This window comes from Actinoplanes sp. NPDC051346 (assembly GCF_040682215.1).
GTDB lineage: Bacteria > Actinomycetota > Actinomycetes > Mycobacteriales > Micromonosporaceae > Actinoplanes.
This window is the reverse complement of record NZ_JBFBAJ010000007.1, coordinates 306,144-323,507: the sequence shown is the minus strand read 5'-3', so window position 1 is coordinate 323,507 and position 17,364 is coordinate 306,144. Positions and strand designations below refer to the sequence as shown.

The 17,364-nt window shown below is 69.4% G+C and carries 15 protein-coding genes and 1 pseudogene; 7 read left to right on the top strand and 9 right to left on the bottom strand.

What is annotated here, in order from left to right; genetic code table 11:
- Positions 1-158: 158 nt before the first annotated feature.
- Together AB0M36_RS19845 and AB0M36_RS19840 are read left to right on the top strand one after the other, a co-directional pair.
- Positions 159-661: pseudogene (locus tag AB0M36_RS19845) on the top strand (DUF5919 domain-containing protein).
- Positions 658-1,443 carry an inositol monophosphatase family protein gene (locus tag AB0M36_RS19840; RefSeq protein ID WP_364159451.1) on the top strand — a complete coding sequence of 262 codons (786 nt, stop codon included), beginning with the start codon at positions 658-660 and terminating at the stop codon, positions 1,441-1,443. Before AB0M36_RS19845 ends, AB0M36_RS19840 begins: the two are co-directional and overlap by 4 nt.
- Positions 1,444-1,740: 297 nt before the next feature.
- Here the strand turns inward: AB0M36_RS19840 and AB0M36_RS19835 are convergent, their stop codons facing one another.
- The 5 genes from AB0M36_RS19835 to AB0M36_RS19815 all read right to left on the bottom strand — a co-directional run bounded on the left by AB0M36_RS19835 (position 1,741) and on the right by AB0M36_RS19815 (position 7,463).
- Entirely contained in the window at positions 1,741-2,097 is a 357-nt protein-coding gene (locus tag AB0M36_RS19835; RefSeq protein WP_364159449.1) for a hypothetical protein, read from the bottom strand.
- Between the two features lie 580 nt (positions 2,098-2,677).
- Positions 2,678-3,703: a hypothetical protein gene (locus tag AB0M36_RS19830; RefSeq protein ID WP_364159447.1), complete on the bottom strand. Its 1,026-nt coding sequence runs from the start codon at positions 3,701-3,703 to the stop codon at positions 2,678-2,680.
- A 420-nt stretch (positions 3,704-4,123) separates the two neighbouring features.
- The gene (locus AB0M36_RS19825) at positions 4,124-4,984 is read right to left on the bottom strand and encodes a LamG-like jellyroll fold domain-containing protein (protein ID WP_364159445.1); all 861 of its coding nucleotides are present in this window, start codon (positions 4,982-4,984) and stop codon (positions 4,124-4,126) included.
- A gap of 126 nt (positions 4,985-5,110) precedes the next feature.
- Positions 5,111-6,136: a hemolysin family protein gene (locus tag AB0M36_RS19820; RefSeq protein WP_364159443.1), complete on the bottom strand. Its 1,026-nt coding sequence runs from the start codon at positions 6,134-6,136 to the stop codon at positions 5,111-5,113.
- Complete coding sequence (locus tag AB0M36_RS19815) at positions 6,129-7,463, bottom strand: hemolysin family protein (RefSeq protein ID WP_364159441.1); 1,335 nt, start codon at positions 7,461-7,463, stop codon at positions 6,129-6,131. Before AB0M36_RS19815 ends, AB0M36_RS19820 begins: the two co-directional genes overlap by 8 nt.
- Positions 7,464-7,554: 91 nt before the next feature.
- On the opposite strand from AB0M36_RS19815, the gene AB0M36_RS19810 reads away from it, so the two are divergent.
- Positions 7,555-8,220: a GPP34 family phosphoprotein gene (locus AB0M36_RS19810; protein ID WP_364159439.1), complete on the top strand. Its 666-nt coding sequence runs from the start codon at positions 7,555-7,557 to the stop codon at positions 8,218-8,220.
- Positions 8,221-8,226: 6 nt separating this feature from the next.
- Here the strand turns inward: AB0M36_RS19810 and AB0M36_RS19805 are convergent, their stop codons facing one another.
- Positions 8,227-10,374: a (Fe-S)-binding protein gene (locus tag AB0M36_RS19805; protein WP_364159438.1), complete on the bottom strand. Its 2,148-nt coding sequence runs from the start codon at positions 10,372-10,374 to the stop codon at positions 8,227-8,229.
- 196 nt (positions 10,375-10,570) lie between these two features.
- Positions 10,571-10,834 (bottom strand): cell division protein CrgA, encoded by a 264-nt coding sequence (locus AB0M36_RS19800; protein WP_364159436.1) that lies wholly within the window; start codon positions 10,832-10,834, stop codon positions 10,571-10,573.
- A gap of 168 nt (positions 10,835-11,002) precedes the next feature.
- Between AB0M36_RS19800 and AB0M36_RS19795 the strand changes: the two genes are divergently transcribed.
- From AB0M36_RS19795 to AB0M36_RS19780, 4 genes are read left to right on the top strand one after another with little or no spacing between them, the layout of a single operon-like run.
- Positions 11,003-11,812 (top strand): DUF881 domain-containing protein, encoded by an 810-nt coding sequence (locus AB0M36_RS19795; RefSeq protein WP_364159434.1) that lies wholly within the window; start codon positions 11,003-11,005, stop codon positions 11,810-11,812.
- Positions 11,812-13,224 carry a class E sortase gene (locus AB0M36_RS19790; RefSeq protein WP_364159659.1) on the top strand — a complete coding sequence of 471 codons (1,413 nt, stop codon included), beginning with the start codon at positions 11,812-11,814 and terminating at the stop codon, positions 13,222-13,224. The genes AB0M36_RS19795 and AB0M36_RS19790 overlap by 1 nt, the downstream gene beginning before the upstream one ends.
- Positions 13,225-13,233: 9 nt before the next feature.
- Positions 13,234-13,500 (top strand): hypothetical protein, encoded by a 267-nt coding sequence (locus tag AB0M36_RS19785; RefSeq protein WP_364159433.1) that lies wholly within the window; start codon positions 13,234-13,236, stop codon positions 13,498-13,500.
- A gap of 9 nt (positions 13,501-13,509) precedes the next feature.
- Positions 13,510-14,160, top strand: a complete 651-nt coding sequence (locus AB0M36_RS19780; protein WP_364159431.1) for an aminodeoxychorismate/anthranilate synthase component II — start codon at positions 13,510-13,512, stop codon at positions 14,158-14,160.
- Between the two features lie 60 nt (positions 14,161-14,220).
- Here the strand turns inward: AB0M36_RS19780 and pknB are convergent, their stop codons facing one another.
- Complete coding sequence (gene pknB, locus AB0M36_RS19775; protein WP_364159429.1) at positions 14,221-16,014, bottom strand: Stk1 family PASTA domain-containing Ser/Thr kinase; 1,794 nt, start codon at positions 16,012-16,014, stop codon at positions 14,221-14,223.
- Positions 16,011-17,363: a protein kinase gene (locus tag AB0M36_RS19770; RefSeq protein WP_364159427.1), complete on the bottom strand. Its 1,353-nt coding sequence runs from the start codon at positions 17,361-17,363 to the stop codon at positions 16,011-16,013. Before AB0M36_RS19770 ends, pknB begins: the two co-directional genes overlap by 4 nt.
- Position 17,364: the final 1 nt, after the last annotated feature.

The window sequence follows — 17,364 nt, the reverse complement described above, 5'->3', positions numbered from 1 at the left end:
GTGACCAGGGATTGGTCCTCGCGCTCTGCGGAGCGTCGTCAACCCATCACGAGCTGTAGTCCATCGAGGAGTGGTTTCTATCCGTCGACCGGATAGCATCCGTTTCGTTGCTATCCGGCACGCGGATAAGTAGCCGCCCCGGCAGGGAGGGAGCCCACGTGGGCCCTCGGACCTCGACCGCTTTCAGCGTTCCCGCCCAGCTCTGGGGAACCAACGCCGTCGCCGGGCTGTCCCTCAACCTCATCTGCCAGCAGTACGCGGACACCCAGCTGGCCCAACTCGTTCACAACGGCGCCCGGCTCCGGTTGCTCTTCCTAGACCCCGCAGGCAGCGCCATCCGCCAACGCGAGGAAGAAGAGGGCCATATCGCCGCCACCTCGGCGCGCTCACCACCCTCAACCTGCAAGGCGTGCTGAGGGTCCGCGACCGACTTCCCGCCGACTTGCGCGAGCGGATCGAGGTCGCCACGTACGACCAGACCATCCGCTTCAACATCACGATCATCGACCAGAAGCTCTGCGTCGCCCAGCCATACCTACCTCATGCCCGAGGCGTCGAGTCCCCGACATTGGTGATCAAGAGGCGGTCGCCCACCGGAGGTCTCTACTCCGTCTTCGAGCGCACCTTCGACGAGCTTTGGGACGGTGGACAGCCCAGATGACCGACTACGCCGACCTGCTCCCCATCGCCCACCAGGCCGTCGATCTTGCCCACAAGATCATGACCACCATGCAGCCTGGCGTCCTCACCGCCAAGGGTGATCGAGACATGGCCTCCGAGGTCGACTACGCCATCGAGGAGCGGATCCGCGCCTTCCTCAGCCAGAAGACCCCCGACGTCGGTTTCCTCGGCGAGGAGAACGGCATCAGCGGAGCGACGGATGGCCCGATGTGGGCGCTCGACCCGGTGGACGGCACGGTCAACTTCGTCCATGGCTCGCCCCTGTGCGCCATATCGCTGGGCTTGATCGTTGGTTACCGACCCGTGCTCGGTGTCATCGATCTTCCCTTCCTCGGTGAGCGGTACTCCGCCTTCGAAGGCGGCGGAGCCACGGTAAATGGCCAGCGCGTCAACGTCAGCCTGGTGTCGAAGGTTTCCGATGCTGTAGTGGCCATCGGGGACTACGCCGTGGGTGACAGGGCTGCGCAGAAGAATAGCGAGCGGTTCGCGATGACTGAACGACTCACCGCGAACGTCCAGCGGATCCGCATGCACGGATCGGCCGCCATTGACCTGGCTTGGCTGGCCGCTGGCCGGGTAGACGCCATCGCGATGTTGTCCAACAAGCCCTGGGATACCGCAGCAGGAGTGGTCATTGCCCGCGAGGCTGGAGCGCAGGTGGTCGACCGCGACGGCGCCTTCCACGACACCCGCGTCCAGTCGACCGTCGCCGCGCACCCTATTCTGCTGCCGACGATTCTTGCCCTGGTCTCTGGCGCTTGAACGGTCAGACGGCAGCGATTCGGAGCCCGATCGCTGTGAAGCTGGTGCCTGCTCGTGAGCACGCCGCCGTTGGTTCGAAGTTTCTATTCCTAGTCAAGGGCGGCCGGCGGCCGCCGCGCGAGCCATCTCGCCGGCCGTCCGCGCCTTGCCGCTTCGCTCCCGGCGCGGGCCGGCGGTGGCCACCGCGAGTCCGGCGGACAGGCGGAAGCCCCGATCACCCGCACGAGCGCTGACCGGGGCTGAGACAGCGTTACTACAACGACGGACCAGCGGTGCCCCTGGAAGGCGCTTGGCGACTTAGCGGGCGACCCCCAGCGTGAAGAGCTCCGCCTGCACCGGTGGCGGGGAACGTGTCTCGACGTAGATCCAGCCGCCCAGTATCAGCGCCACCAGCAAGATTGCACCGCCGATCAACAGCGGGCGCTTTCGGTCCCTCGGCTCCAGGTCCCGCACATGGCGCGCGAAGCGCCGGATCCATAGCCCGGCGACAACCATGGCCGCCGGCATCAGCGCTAGACCGGTCTCGACGGCACGGGCCTGCCACCCGTCGGCCGACAAGCACACGAACGCGACAGAGGTCAGGTAGGCACCGACCAGAGTGTGTCGCAACGCAGCAGCGATCGGGCCTCTGTGTGCCTGACTGACCGCGTGCATCCGGCAAGTACACCACGCCGTAGAACGCGCTCCTACAGCCGAAGGGCCAGCTCACAGACGACTCGGCGGTGGTCGGCGCTGTGCATCGGCGGCGCCGAGCACGTACGAGAGTGCCTCCGGCGGGTAGGGCCTCCGGCCTACGACCTGGACCCAGCCTCCAGCGGCCGGGGTTCCGCCCCTGGACCCGGGCGAATCCGGGATGCCCGGCCCGGCACCGCGACCCATCGCCGCGCGGTCAGCACCTAAGTGGGAGACCGACGCGCGGGATCGCGTCCGAACGGCCGTCCGGCGCTTCAGCAAACCCCTTGCCGATCTGTCTTGAAAGCCGGTGCAGGGTTCCTGTATGTAGGGAAGGCGGCCTTGGGGCCGCAGGCCTGAGCCGCTTCGTCGGTCGGTCATGCTTGCCACTTCGCTCCCGGCTCAGCCGGGATGCGCGATGCCCGAGGGACGCGGCTCGCGCCATTGGCATGCCCTTAGGTCGGGCCGCCGGGGGGGCACTCCAGGCCATTCGGTGCTGCCCCTGCCCGACGAGGCGGCCCGGCTCATCTCGGGCCGTGCCGCCTCGTGGACGTGGTCGAGATCAGATGACGGTGGTAGCACGCCGGCGACGTACCAGCACGAGGCTGGCGGTGCCCGCGCCGATCAAGGCCAGGCCGGCGGCGATGTACAGGGCGATGCCGGGGCCGGTGAGCGGCAGGCCGGTCCCCTTGTCGTCGTCTCCGCCCGTGGTGTTCGAGACCGGGGTGGTGTCCGTGTCGGTCGTCTCGCCGCCCGTGGTCGGAGTGGTAGCACCGTTGCCGGGCGCCGTGCCCGGGTTCGTTCCGGTACCCGGGTTGGTTCCGGTGCCCGGGTTGGTTCCGGTGCCCGGGTTCGTTCCGGTACCCGGGTTGGTCCCGGTACCCGGGTTCGTGCCCGTGCCGGGGTTCGTGCCCGTGCCCGGGTTCGTGCCCGTGCCCGGGTTCGTTCCGGTGCCCGGGTTCGTTCCGGTGCCGGGGTTCGTGCCCGTACCCGTGCCCGGGTTCGTCCCCGTGCCGGGGTTCGTGCCCTTCGGGGCCACGCACACGCCCGTGATCTTCAGGGCGATCGGCTTGACGGCCTCCTCGAGGCTCTCGCCGTCGGCGAGGTTGCGGTTGTCGAGAGCGGCGTTCGCCCCGGCGAGGGTCCAACCGGTCGGGAGGGTCAGCGCGACGGCGTCTCGATCGGCGCCGAAGGTGAGCGTCATGGCACCGTTGAGGGCCAGTTCGGCGGGGAGCGCGCCGAGGTCGCCGGTGAAGATGACCTTGCCGGGTGTGGTCGGGTCGATGCCCCAGCCCGCCGCCGCCACCTTCGTGATGTCGGTGGCCTTCACGAAGGAGGCGCCGAAGGTCTTGAACTTGCCGTTCTGCGCGGTGTCGAACTTCCAGGTCTCGAATCCGGCCTTGGGTGCCGCGACACCCGAGCAGTCGGCGGGAAGGTCCGTGGCCGCCACGGGTTTGGTGCTCGCGAAGACCGCGAACACGGGCACCTCCGGGCCGGCAGCGGCCGCCGCCGACGCGGAGAGGGACATACCTCCGGCGATGGCGACGCCTGTGGTCCACGCGAAAGTGCCGAGACGGCCGAACTTCATGATTCCTCCGTGACATCGATGATCATGCGCAATTTGGCAGTGTGGCCGCACTGGCGCAAGACCCGCAACCGTCGGCGATAAGCTGCGAATCGGATCAAGGTGGACAGGGTCAATGCACCGTCCGATACCTTGACCGACGTGCGAAAGCACTGGTCAGTCCCCACACCGGGAGCCCACTAGCCGGAGCGCGATCGTCCATGCACGGCTGGCTCCGCCCTTTCGGTTCGCCGGAACTAATAGGCGAAGCCCCTATGCTCGCGGCGCGCGACGGGTAGGGCGATCGCTACGCCCCAGTCGAAGGGCCGACCCCCGAAGTGAACACATGACCCGGTCGCCCGTGCCAGGCGCCGGCAACGACTGGGTCGAGGGCGAGCTCGGCAACGACCTGGTCTACGGCGGCCCAGTCCTGATGCCCCGGGTTCAGCCGATCGAGAGGAAGACGTTGTCGATCTGGCCGGCGTACTGGTCGTTGCCCTTGTTGGCGCCCTTGCCGCCCACGCGCAACGGTTCCGCGTTGGCGATCGACAGGCCCGGCGGGACGGGCACCGAGGCACGTCGCACTCCGTCGACCGCGAGTTCGAGGCGGTTCGCCGTGCGGGTGCAGACCAGTTGGTGCCACGTTCCGTCGGCCACGTCGATCAGGGGTTCCGCGCGGAAGATGCGGTTGCGGCCGGCGATCACGCAGCTGGGGTGGCCCTGCCGGTGGTCGACCTGGAGCTTGAACTGGCTGATGCCGCCTACCGAATAGCCCTTCTGGAAGACGTTGGCGCCATCCGCGAGGTCGCTGTGGGTCATCAGGATCGACGCACCGTACTGCATCGGGCGGGTGCCGGGGTTGAGGCCGTCGTCGCGGATTCCCTCGAGGATCGCTCGGGGGCATTCGCGTTCGCGGATCAGCGTGCACCGGTTCGGGTACTGCACGGCCAGGCCGGCGCCCTGCGGCACGAGGCTGAGGGTGCCGCCGTTCTGGCCGAGGGGGCGCAGCTCGAAGCCGCCGCGTACGTCGGTGATCGGTTCCGTCACGCCACCGTCGAAGGTGTATCGGACGGTGACCGGGAGCACCGCCACGCCGATTTTGCCGGGCTGTGGCGGGGCCGCGAAGCCGAAGGGGGCGGGGGCCAGGACGCCTCCCGACGGGCGGGGCATGACCATCGGCGCGAGCCGGGGTGCGGCGGCGCTGCGCTGGGCGAAGTGGGCGACGGCCAGCAGGCCCGCGCCGAGGACGGCGGCGGCCGTGAGCGCGCCGAACGGGCTGAACCATGACCGGCGAGTGTCGAACATGCGGTTATTGTCCGAAACTCGGGGGAAAGTAGTGCGTCCAAACTCCGGGTCGGCGCAAAAGTGGCGGAAACCACCCCAGAGGGGGTAAGCCGAACGGCCCACATACCGGCCGTACCCGTAACGAAGTCAGGCGGCTCGCGGAGCCGCGGCTTCTCCGATCACGGCGTGCAACACGTCGTCCAGGGCGATGACGCCGAGCGGCCGACGGCCGTCGCTGACCAGCACGATGTGGCGTCGGTCCCGGCGCATGGTCAGCAGCAGATCGGCGAGGTTGCGGTCGGGCGGCACCACGGCCAGCGGTCGGATGATCTCCGCCGGAATGGGCAGGCGGCGCTGCGCGCCCGCATAACCCAGAACATCCTTGACGTGTACGAAGCCGAGCACGCGCCTCGTCTCGCGCTGCACTACGGGGAACCGGGACCGCCCGCTGCGGGTCGCCACGGCCTCGATCGTGGCCGGCGACGCGTCGTCCGCCACCGTCGTCACCCCGGACCACGGCCGCAGGGTGTCGGCCGCCGTCCGCTCGCCGAGGCCCAGCGCCGCGTGGATGCGCTCGTACTGTTCCGTGCCGAGCAGCCCCTCCGCCCTGGCCTGCGTGACCATGCCCGCCAGTTCCTCGGCGGTGAACACCGTCTTGACCGCGTCCGTCGCCTCGATCTTCCACAGGGCGAGCACCATGCGCGACGCCCAGCGCATCGCGCTCAGGACCGGTCGGGTCGCCGTACAGAAGGCAAGCATGAACGGGCCCAGGATCAGCGCCGAGCGTTCCGGGCCGGCCAGGGTGATGTTCTTCGGCACCATCTCGCCGACGACGGTGTGCAGGAAGACCACGACGCCGAGGGCGAGGACGAATGCGACCGGGTGGATCGCCTTCTCCGGCAGGCCCGCCGCCTCGAACGGGCCCTCCAACTGATGCGCCAGGGCCGGTTCGGCGATCGCGCCGAGGCCCAGTGAGCAGATCGTGATGCCGAGCTGCGCGCCCGCGATCATCAACGGGATCTGGTTCATCGCCGATAGCGCCCAGCGCGCCGGGCGCGAGGTCTCCGCGAGCGGCTCCAGGGCCGTACGCCGGGACGCGATCAGCGCGAACTCCCCGCCGACGAACAGCGCGTTGCCCAGCAGCAGAACCACCGTGATCACCAGCTCAGCCATCGGACGGCTCCGGCGGCGCGTCCACCCGCACCTGCTCGATCCGGTGCCGATCCACCTGCATCACGGTGAACTCCCAGCCCTCGTCCTCGAGCGATTCGCCCGCCTTCGGGATGTGACCCAGGCGGGCGAGCAGAAATCCGGCGAGGGTCTCGTAGGGGCCCTCGGGCAGACGGAACCCGGTCTGCTCGGAGAGCTCGTCCTCGCGCAGCACCCCGTCGACGAGAAATGTACGGCCACCGTCGGGCGCGGTCAGGTCGACGCTGCCGGCCTCGGCGACGTCCACGTCGTACTCGTCGGCGATCTCGCCCACCAGTTCCTCGATGAGGTCCTCGACGGTGACCACGCCGTCGGTGCCGCCGTACTCGTCGACCACGATCGCCAGGTCCGCGTCGGCGGCCCGCAGCGCCGCGAGGACCTTGTCCAGGCTGAGGCTCTCCGGGACGTACACCGGCTCACGGGCCACCGCCGACACCGGCGTGGCGGCCCGATCATCGGGTGCGACCCCGAGCGCGTCCGGCACGCCGACGACGCCCACGACGAGATCGAGCGTCGACTCGTACACGGGGAAGCGGGTGTGTCCGGTCTCGCGCGCCACCATGATCAGATCCTCGACGCTCGCGGTGGTCTTGAGGCCGACCACGTCGACGCGCGGGGTCATCGCCTTCGCCGCGCGTTTCTCGCCGAAGCGGATGGTGCGGCGCAGCAGCGTCGCGGTCTCGTCCGGCAGGGCGCCCGCGCGGGCGCTGATCGCGGCGAGCAGCCCCAGTTCCTCGGGCGAACGGGCGCTGGCGAGCTCCTCCTGCGGCTCGATCCCCATGCGACGGACCAACCAGTTGGCGGAGCCGTTGAGCGCGCTGATCAGCCATTTGAAGAGCTTGGAGAAGGCACGCAGCGGGGCCGCGGTCGCGAGGGCCACCTTCATCGGGCGGGCCAGGGCGGCGTTCTTCGGTACGAGCTCGCCGAAGAGCATCGACACGAGCGTGGCCAGCACCAGCGCGAGCAGGTGGGTGATCGTCTCGGTGTGCCGTCCGCCGATCGGCGCGATGGCCGGCGTGAAGAGCCGCGACAGCGCGGGCTCGGCCAGGTAACCGGTCAGCAGAGCCGTCAGCGTGATGCCGAGTTGCGTGCCGGAGAGCTGGAAGGAGAGTTCATGCAGCGCGTCACGGACGGTTCCGGCCCGGCGGTCGCCGGCGTCGGCGCGCTTGGCGATCTCCACGCGATCGACGGTGACCAGCCCGAACTCGGCGGCCACGAAGAACGCGTTGCCCAGGGTGAGCAGCGCGAAGGCAGCCAGCGGGAGCACCGCGGTCAGGATCAGGCCGTCCATGATCGGTTCACCTCGGCCCTCATTGTGCCGGAACCTCCCATCCCGCAATCGTCCGCGGTGCCCGGATGCGCGCCGGAGTTAGCGTGGACGCATGAACATCGCCGAGGAATTCACGTTGCTCGCCTATCGCAACGACGGGTCTCCGGAGATCGACTCGACCCGCCTGAACTACGGGCTGGGTGGGGCGTTGCTGCTGGAGCTGGCTCTCGCCCATCGGATCGACGCCGAGGACAAGAAGGTTGTCGTCCGCGATCCGGCTCCGCTCGGCGATCCGCTCCTCGACGAGGCGCTCGGCCGCATCGCCGCCGAGCCGAAGGTCCGCAAGCCGGGCCACTGGGTCTCGGCGTTCGCCAAGGACACCCGCCGGCGGACGCTGGACGCTCTGGTGGACGCCGGGGTGCTGACGCGGCAGCAGGACAAGGTGCTGCTCGTCTTCGACCGCACCCGCTATCCCGCGACGGACGGCGTGGAGCCGGTGCCCGAGACCGAGGCCCGGCAGCGTCTGGTCGCCGCCGTCTCCGGGACCGGGCCGGTCGAGCCGCGAACGGCCGCCCTGTGCGCCCTGGTGGGCGCGACCGGCATGGACCGCAAGGTATTCGGCGACCTCAACCGTCAGCAGACCAAGAAGCGCCTCAAAGAGATCTCCGAGGACTCCTGGGCCGCGACGGCCGTCAAGAAGACGATCGAGGAGATCCAGGCCGCCGTGGCGCTCTCGGCCTCGATGACGGCAACGACCGTCGTCCTCACTGCCTCGTGAGTCGGCCTAAGCCTGCGCCTTGTCGCCCTTGATGCTGCGGAGCAGCACGCTGGCCACGTCGACGACCTCGACGTTCTCCTGCTCGCCCTTGCCGGTGACGCCGTCGCCGATCATCGTGTAGCAGAACGGGCAGCCGACCGCGATGGTCTTCGCGCCCGTGGCCAGCGCCTCCTCGGTGCGCTCCACGTTGATCCGCTTGCCGATCTTCTCCTCCATCCACATGCGGGCGCCGCCGGCGCCGCAGCAGAAGGAGCGCTCCGAGTTGCGCGGCATCTCCGTGAGGCCGCCCTCGATGGCGCTGCCGAGGACCTCGCGGGGCGCCTCGAAGACCCGGTTGTGCCGGCCCAAGTAGCAGGGGTCGTGGTAGGTGACCCCGCCGTCGACCGGCTGCACCGGGGTGAGCTTGCCCTCGGCGACCAGGTGGGCCAGGAGCTGCGTGTGGTGCACGACCTCGACCTTGAGGCCGAGCTGCTCGTACTCGTTGCCGAGGGTGTTGAAGCAGTGCGGGCAGGTGGCGACGATCTTCTTGACCTGGGCTTCCTGCAGCGTCTCAACGTTCTGCTGGGCCAGCATCTGGTAGATGAACTCGTTGCCGATGCGTCGGGCCGGGTCGCCGGTGCAGGTCTCGCCCTCGCCGAGGATCGCGAAGTCGACGCCGGCCTCGTGCAGCAGCGTGGCGACCGCGCGGGTCGTCTTCTTGGCCCGGTCCTCGAACGCTCCGGCGCAGCCGACCCAGAACAGGTACTCGAAGTCGGCCTCGCCGACCCGCTTGACCTCGAAGTCGAGGCCCTTGGTCCAGTCCTCGCGGGTGTTCTGCGGCGCACCCCACGGGTTGCCCTTGTTTTCCAGGTTGCGGAGCATGACGCCGGCCTCGGCCGGGAAGTTCGACTCGATCAGCACCTGGTAGCGGCGCATGTCGACGATGTGGTCGACGTGCTCGATGTCCACCGGGCACTGCTCGACGCAGGCGCCGCAGGTGGTGCAGCTCCAGAGCACGTCGGGGTCGATGATGCCGTTCTCGTCGGCGCCGCCGATCAGCGGCCGGTCGGCCTCCGCGAGCGCCAGCACGTCGACGCCCCTGAGCTGCTCCTCGGTGGCCTTCTCCTCGCCCGTCAGGTCCTTGCCACCGCCGGCGAGAAGATAGGGCGCTTTCGCGTACGCATGGTCGCGCAGCGACAGCACCAGCAGCTTGGGCGACAGCGGCTTCGCGGTGTTCCAGGCCGGGCACTGCGACTGGCAGCGGCCGCACTCCGTACACGTGGAGAAGTCAAGCAGGCCCTTCCAGGTGAACTGCTCGACCTGGGCGACGCCGAACTGGTCCTTCTCGGGGTCCGCCTCCTCGAAGTCGAGGGGCTTGCCGTCGCTCATCATCGGCTTCAGCGCGCCGAGGCCGGAACCGGCCGGCTTCTCCGGGCTGCGCTTGAAGAAGATGTTGAAGAAGGCCAGGAACCGGTGCCAGGCGACGCCCATCGTCACGTTGAGCGAGATGGTGATCAGCCAGCCCATGGAGATGCAGATCTTGACCAGGCCGACCCAGGTGGGTCCGTCTTTCGCCGCGGGCAGCAGCGCGCCCACGCCGTGGCTGAGCGGGGCGGCCCAGGCGGGGTATTCGAAGTGGTCGTTGGCGACCTTGAAGCCGCGGATCAGGAAGCCGCAGATGAGGACTCCGACGATGATCGCCTCGACGAAGTACGCCTGCCACATCGTGGAGCCGGAGAAGCGGGACAGCTTGCGGCGGCCCGGCTTGTTCAGCTGGCGGATCACGATCAACACCAGGATGCCGGCCAGGCCGAGGATGCCGATCCACTCGGTGACCAGTCCGTAGACGACCCAGTGGCCGACGAGCGGCAGGCCGCCCTCCGGGTCCACGATCTCGAAGTACGCCTCGACGACCAGCAGGAACAGGATCATGAAGGAGACCATCACGAACCAGTGCGCCGCGCCGACCACGCCCCACTTGAGCATCCGGGTGTGGCCCAGCGTCTCGACGAGCATCGTCTTCGTCCGGGTGCCCTTGTCGTCGAAGCGCGACGGGTCGGGCTTGCCCTGACGGATCACCGCGGTCATGGAGATGACCGCCCGCACCGCCAGGACGACCGCCACGAGGGTGACGACGCCCGCCAGGACGGTGGCGACGATCTGCGCGATGCCCATCTGCCTTGTGCCTCCTCGGTCGGTGGTGCCGACCTATGTTACCCACGGGTAATCACTCTGCATGCGGGTGTGGACGGTTGAGTTCGTCTCACCCGGCGCCCCGCGGGCCTGTCGATGCCAGCCCAGCCGAAAGCGCACCCCGCGGGCAGAACGGCCCTGGGGGTGCGCTGTCGTGCTGAAGCAGACTTTACGGCGACTATCGCCAGCGGGAGAGAATTCCCAGAGAGGCCACCATGCAACCGAAGCCGACGGCCAGGTTCCAGAACTCCCAGGCGGCGACCGGGTACTGCTGGCCCGAGAGGTAATAGACCACCAGCCAGGCGATGCCGAAAACGATCAAGAAGACCGCCGAGGCGGGCACCCAGACCGGGCTCGGCTTCTTGGACGCGGCCGCTACAGCCGGGCGGACATCCGTCGGCGGCGTGTAGACCTTCTTCTTGCGAACCTGTGACTTCGGCACGGCGCTCTCCTGAGGGCGACAAGTGGTGAACAACCCACCCCTGAGCGGCTCCGGGGACCCCGAACGCTGCCCGTGGCGAATACTGTTCGACAGCTAGCGTAGTCAAGCCGGCGCGCACGCAAGCACCCGCCGGTGGGTTTTTCGGACCAACACGAGAGGAAGACCGACGTGGAGTACACCACGGGGACGCCCTCGTGGCGACTTGTCCTGCGCCGAGCCCTCGGCGGGCTCCGGCCGCGGCGGCGGGGACAGCGGCAACGGGGATGGTCGGTGGGCGTCCCGCTGATCGCGCTCGCGGCCGGCTTGCTCTTCACCACGTCCGCCACCACCGCCGACGGAACGGCCCTGCGCGACGATCGCAGGCCGCAGCTTGCCCAGCTCATCACGGACAAGCGCGTACGCCTGGACACCCGCGAGCGGCAGGCCGCGACCCTGCGTACGGCGGTCGACCAGGACGCCGCCCGGCTGGCCGACGTCGACGAACCGGTCAAACAGGCCCGTCAGCGCGCCGACGGCATGCGGCAACCGGCGGGCTTCACCGGCCTGCGGGGCCCCGGCCTCACGGTGACGCTCAACGACTCGGCCCGCCGAGCCACCGACGGCGGCACGAACGCACCACAGAATGACGATCTTGTCGTCCACCAGGGTGATGTGCAGGCGGTCGTGAACGCCCTCTGGGCTGGTGGGGCCGAGGCAATGGCGATCATGGATGTCCGCGTCATTTCCACGAGCGCGGTACGCTGTGTGGGCAACACGCTGCTCCTACACGGCCAGGTTTTCTCGCCGCCGTTCAAGATCACGGCGATCGGCGAACCCACGGCGATGCGTCGGGCGTTGGAGTCCGCAGAGGGAGTCCAGCAATTTCGCGCCGCCGTCGCCGATTTTGGCCTCGGCTACACGGAGACCGTCGAGAGGAACGTGACTGTGGGGGCTTACGACGGGTCGAGTGACCTCCGATCCGCCGAGGTCACCGAGTGATGGTGCCGCCGGACAACCCCGAGAGCACGGCGAATTCGGGTCGGCACCGCGCACCGGACGGCGACGCACAGACGGCATTCATCCCCCGCATCACGGACGCCTCCGCCGACGGCGTGCCCGGCGGACCCCTGGAGCCGCCGGTGGGCCTGGGAAGCCCGGCCATCCGCGCCGAGGCGCCCGGCAACGGCGTGGCCCGGGCCACAGCGCGTCAGCAGGCTCGGTCGGCTCGAGCGAGCGCGCGCCCGGCCGCGGCGGGTGCCGCGGCCGGTGCGGCCGACCAGTTCGCCGAGCACGGTCAGCGCGGCAATTCCCGGCGCGGGGCCCGGCAGGAGCCGTCGGAACGGCACGAGGCCGGCACTCGGCCGCGTCGCAACGACCACCTGAGTAGCGCCCCGCAGAGCCCGGTGGGCGGCCGGGGCGTCGCTCCGCAGCGGCGGGTGCCCGCTCAGGCGAACGGCGGCGCGCTGGAATCCACCGGCGCCGCGCAGGACCCGGCCGCGACCGCGGTGATCCGCTCCGACGACGTGCCGACCGGCATGCTGCCCCCCGTACGGGAAAAGGCACCGCGGGCGACGGTCCCGGTGGTCGCCGCGGCCGTGCCGGGCGTCGGGGCCGGAACGGCGGCGGAACAGGCCAAGCCCAAGCGGGGCGAGAAGGTCGTCAAGCTGCGGCCAGAACAGACCGACGAGGGCTACAAGAGCGTGTATTCCGAGTTGACCCGACCGACGCTCGGCTCACGGATCCGCGCCGGCGTCCGCGTCACCGGCGAACTGATGATCACCTTCGGGTTGGTCGTGCTGCTCTTCGCCGGATACGAGGTGTTCGGCAACTCGGCCAAGGTCGAGAACGAGCAGGACACCCTCGCCAGCCAGCTCGACGAGCAGTGGAACGATCCGACGGTGGCGCCGAGCGCCGGGCCGACCGCGAAGGCACCCGCGGCGCCGGGCAAAGACCTGGTGGGACGTCTCTACATTCCCAAGTTCGGCATGAAGTGGGTCGTCGTCGACGGCGTACGCCCCCAGGACATCCGCTACGCCCCCGGCCACTACCCGGACACCGTCCAGCCCGGCAAGATCGGCAACTTTTCCGTGGCCGGACACCGCATCCGCAAGATCTTCTGGCGGCTGGACGAGCTCAAGCCCGGCGACGTGATCGGCGTCGAGACGCGCAACAACTGGTACGTCTACAAGGTCACCCAGAGCGAGGTCGTCAAGCCGAGCCAGGTCGAGGTGGTCGCTCCGGTGCCCGGCCAGCCCGGCAAGAAGCCCACCAAGGCGCTCCTGACGCTCACCACGTGCAATCCGAAGTTCGACAACTATCAGCGGCTCATCGTGCACGCGGAGCTGGTGGACACCGTCAAACGGGACCCCAAGCTGCCCGACGCCGGCAAGCCTGCCGAGATGAAGGCGTAGGGAGGGCCCATGTACGCCTGGATCTGGCGCAAACTCCCCTTCGGCCTGTGGGGCAAGCTGACCGGCTCGCTCGTGCTGACCCTGACGGTCGGTGCGCTGCTCTGGTATGTCATCTTCCCGTGGGCGACCCCGCTGCTGCCCTTCGACGACGTCCAGGTCGGCACGGGCACGGAACAGCAGGGTCCGAACTCGGTGCCGGGTGGCGGCGCCGACCTCGGACCGGACGAAATCCCGTACAACGAGCACACGAACAATCCCGAACCGTCGGCGAGCTAGGTGGTCCGCTTGCGCATTCTCGTGATCGACAACTACGACTCGTTCGTCTACAACCTCGTGCAATACCTCGGCCAGCTCGGCGCCGAGTGCGAAGTGCGGCGCAACGACGAGATCTCGGTCGCCGACGTCGGCGACTTCGGCGCCGCGGGGGTCCTGCTCTCCCCCGGACCGGGTACGCCCGAACGCGCCGGCATCACCATGGACGTGATCCGCGAGTACGCCGGCAAGCTGCCCATGTTCGGCGTCTGCCTCGGCCACCAGGCGATCGGTGCGGCTTTCGGCGCCACGGTCACCCGCGCCCCGGAGCTGCTGCACGGCAAGACGTCGACCGTGCGCCACAAGGGTGAGGGTGTGCTGGCCGGGCTGCCCGACCCCTTCACCGCGACCCGCTACCACTCGCTCGCGGTGGTGCCGGAAACCCTGCCCGACGAGATCGAGGCGACAGCCTGGACGGAGTCCGGCGTGGTGATGGCGATGCGCCACCGCACGCTGCCGATCGAGGGCGTCCAGTTCCACCCCGAGTCCGTGCTGACCGAGGCCGGGCACACCATGCTGGCGAACTGGCTGGCCGCGTGCGGCCTGCCACAGGCACTGGAACGGGCCCCCGAGCTGGCGGCCGAGGTCGAGACCCGCCGGCGGGCCGCTTTCGCCTCCGCCTGAACCGCACGTGCGAAAGGCCCGGACGCTCCAAGGAGAGTCCGGGCCTTTCGCCGTACGGGTCTAGTTGCGACCGATGATGTCGCCGAGGCCGCCGCCGGTGCCGGTCCCGGGCTCGTCGGGGTTCGGCGACTCCGAGCCGTCCGGGTCGGGCTCCTTCTCGGCGGCGATGAACAGCGTGATCGTCGTCGACTTGGGCTTCTTCTGCTTGGCGTCCGGCGTCTGACGGACCACCTTGCCCGGCTCGCCGACCTCGTTCGTGGTCTCCACGTTGACGTTGGTGAATCCGCTGTTCTTGAGGACCGCCCTGGCGGCGTCCTCGCTCAGCGTCCGCACGTCCGGAACCTCGACCAGATTCCCCCGGGACACCTTCACGGTGATCCTCGTGCCGGGGTCGACCCGCTTACCCTCGGACTCGACCTCGAGCACCTCGCCCTCGCGGCGGGTGTCGTCGACCAACACGATGACCGGTTCCAGCTCGAGTGCTTCCAGTGCCTTCTTGGCGCCGTCCGCGAAGCCTCCCACCAGATTCGACGGGACTTCGACCTGGTCGGGGCTCGCGCACATGGTGATGGTGACGGGCTGATCGACCGCCAGCGAGCTGTTCGCCGACGGGTTCTGCTCCTCGACCTTCTTCTCGCAGTCGTTCGTCGTCTTCGGCGTACCGAGCACGATGTTGTTGAAGCCGGCCCCCTTCAGCCTGACCTTGGCCTCATTCTCGGACAGACCGGTTACCTTCGGCACGGGCTTCACCGCGGCCGGCGTATTCTCGTTGCCTTTGTCCTTGTTGTAGGACAGGGCCAGGCCGACGCCGAGCGCGACCACGGCGAGAACGCCGAGGGCCGCCAGCACGGCCATCACCCACGACGACGTCTTGCGCTCCGGCGGCTGCGGGCCGCGGGGTCCGGCCGCCGCGGCCGGGATCGGGCGCGTCATGGCGGTCTGTTGACCCATCGAGCCGGTCATCGCCATGGTCTCGGCCTCGTTCATCACCGGCGTCGCCATGACGGGACGGCCGGAGACGGCGCGCAGAGCGTCCGCGCGCATCTCCTGCGCGCTCTGGTACCGGTTGAGCGGGTTCTTCGCCAGCGCCTTGAGGACGATCGCGTCGACGTCCGGGGACACCTCACGGTTGATGTCGCTGGGCGCCTTCGGATCCTCACGGACGTGCTGGTAAGCCACGCTGACCGGGCTGTCGCCGACGAAGGGCGGGTGTCCGACGAGGAGCTCGAAGAGCACGCAGCCGGCCGCGTACACGTCGGAGCGGGCGTCGACGGACTCGCCGCGAGCCTGCTCCGGGGAGAGGTACTGGGCCGTGCCGATGACGGCGCTGGTCTGCGTCATGGTGGTGGCGCCGCTGGCCAGGGCCCGGGCGATGCCGAAGTCCATCACCTTGACCTGCCCGTTCTGCGTGATCATCACGTTGCCGGGCTTGATGTCGCGGTGGATGATGCCGTGCCGGTGGCTGAACTCCAGCGCGGCGCTGATGTCGGCGATGATCTCGAGGGCGCGGCGCGGCTGGATGCGCTGCTCGGCCGCGAGCACCTCCTTCAGAGTGCGCCCGTTGACGAACTCCATGACGATGAACGGTTGCTTCTCACCGGTGGACGACGTCTCCTCGCCGGTGTCGTAGACGGCGACGATCGCCGGGTGGTTGAGCGCCGCGGAATTCTGCGCCTCCCGCCGGAACCGCTCCTGGAAGGTGGCGTCGCGGGCAAGATCGGAACGCAGCATCTTGATCGCCACGTCACGACCGAGCCGGAGGTCACGGCCGCGGTGCACCTCGGCCATGCCGCCGTAACCGAGCAGCTCGCCGACCTGATACCTGCCACCCAGCAGGCGGGCCTGCGCCGTCATAGCGTCTGTCGTCCTTCGGTCGCGGGATTCGGGCATTGCGGAACGCAAGCCTGCTTCGTAAGACGGTACGACGATGCCGCCCCATGTGGTTCGACGGTTCCCAGGGAGGAAGCGTTCCCCTCCCTCAGCAGGAAGGAGATCACACCGGCGCAGAGCAGGACCAACAGTGCCAACACGACAGCCAGCACGATCAGAACCTGTCGTCCGCCCGAGTTGTCGGCCTGCTTGCCCGGCACCATCGCGGGATGCTGCATCGGCGGTGCCGACGGATGCCGGTACGGCTGCTGGGCCGGCGGCACGGACGCCGCCCCCCGCGCGCCCTGACCGCCCGACACCGGCCGGGGCACCGGCGGGTACGGCGGTCGCGCCTGGCCCGAAGCCGGATGCCCGGGAGGGCCGGACGTCGGTGCGCCCATCGGTCGGTTGGCCACCGCTGGACCGCCGGACTGCGGCCGGTTCTGCATGGGTCCGGGCGACATCGGATGGCCGGGAGGGGCGGAGCCGTTGATGGGCGACTGATGCACCTGAGTGGTCAGAGACGACGCGGCCTGCCGCGCCACCGAGGCCATCGCCGACGCCGTGGGCCAGCGCGCGCCCGGATCCTTGGCCATCGCCCGGTCGACAATCGCGCGTACGGCGGGCGGGATGTCGCCCGGCAGCGGCCGCGGGTTGTCCCGCACGTGCTTCATCGCGATCTCGATCGGCGTGGCACCGTCGAACGGCCGGTGCCCGGAGAGGCACTGGTACGCGACTACGCCGAGCGCGTACACATCGGACGCTGCCGTCGCCGTGGCGCCGGAGGCCTGCTCAGGAGAGATGTAGGAGGCGGTGCCCAGCACCGAGCCGGCCACGGTCAGCTGCCCGACGAGCGCCGACCGGGCGATGCCGAAGTCGGTGAGCACGAGCGTGCCGTTCGGGCGAACCAGCAGGTTGCCGGGCTTGACGTCGCGGTGCACGATCCCGTTCGCGTGCGCGGCCTGCAACGCGTCCGCCGCCTGGGCGACCAGCGCCATGGTGCGCGCCGGGGTGAGGCGACCGACCCGGCTGAGGGTCCGCGAGAGCGCGTCACCCTCGACGTACTCCATGACCAGGAAAGCGAGCTGCTGGTCGCTGCCGTAGTCGTAGACGTCCACCACGCCGGGGTGGTTGATGGTGGCCATGGTCCGGGCCTCGCCGCGGAAGCGCTCGGCGAAGCCGGGCTCGTCCAGCAGGGCGGGCAGCAGGATCTTCACGGCGACCGTACGGCCGAGCACCTCGTCGGTGCCGCGCCACACGTCGCCCATGCCGCCGCCGGCGATCCGCTCGTCCAGGCGATAGCGGCCACCGAGGGTCACCCCAGGGCTGATCATC

What these genes read in the sequence shown, in the direction of transcription:
- AB0M36_RS19785 (WP_364159433.1), top strand. Translation starts at nt 13,234, where the DNA reads ATGTACGCCTGGATCTGGCGCAAACTCCCCTTCGGCCTGTGGGGCAAG.
- AB0M36_RS19770 (WP_364159427.1), bottom strand. Translation starts at nt 17,363, where the DNA reads ATGATCAGCCCTGGGGTGACCCTCGGTGGCCGCTATCGCCTGGACGAG.
- AB0M36_RS19840 (WP_364159451.1), top strand. Translation starts at nt 658, where the DNA reads ATGACCGACTACGCCGACCTGCTCCCCATCGCCCACCAGGCCGTCGAT.
- pknB (WP_364159429.1), bottom strand. Translation starts at nt 16,014, where the DNA reads ATGACGGCGCAGGCCCGCCTGCTGGGTGGCAGGTATCAGGTCGGCGAG.
- AB0M36_RS19810 (WP_364159439.1), top strand. Translation starts at nt 7,555, where the DNA reads ATGAACATCGCCGAGGAATTCACGTTGCTCGCCTATCGCAACGACGGG.
- AB0M36_RS19825 (WP_364159445.1), bottom strand. Translation starts at nt 4,984, where the DNA reads ATGTTCGACACTCGCCGGTCATGGTTCAGCCCGTTCGGCGCGCTCACG.
- AB0M36_RS19830 (WP_364159447.1), bottom strand. Translation starts at nt 3,703, where the DNA reads ATGAAGTTCGGCCGTCTCGGCACTTTCGCGTGGACCACAGGCGTCGCC.
- AB0M36_RS19815 (WP_364159441.1), bottom strand. Translation starts at nt 7,463, where the DNA reads ATGGACGGCCTGATCCTGACCGCGGTGCTCCCGCTGGCTGCCTTCGCG.
- AB0M36_RS19805 (WP_364159438.1), bottom strand. Translation starts at nt 10,374, where the DNA reads ATGGGCATCGCGCAGATCGTCGCCACCGTCCTGGCGGGCGTCGTCACC.
- AB0M36_RS19835 (WP_364159449.1), bottom strand. Translation starts at nt 2,097, where the DNA reads ATGCACGCGGTCAGTCAGGCACACAGAGGCCCGATCGCTGCTGCGTTG.
- AB0M36_RS19820 (WP_364159443.1), bottom strand. Translation starts at nt 6,136, where the DNA reads ATGGCTGAGCTGGTGATCACGGTGGTTCTGCTGCTGGGCAACGCGCTG.
- AB0M36_RS19790 (WP_364159659.1), top strand. Translation starts at nt 11,812, where the DNA reads ATGGTGCCGCCGGACAACCCCGAGAGCACGGCGAATTCGGGTCGGCAC.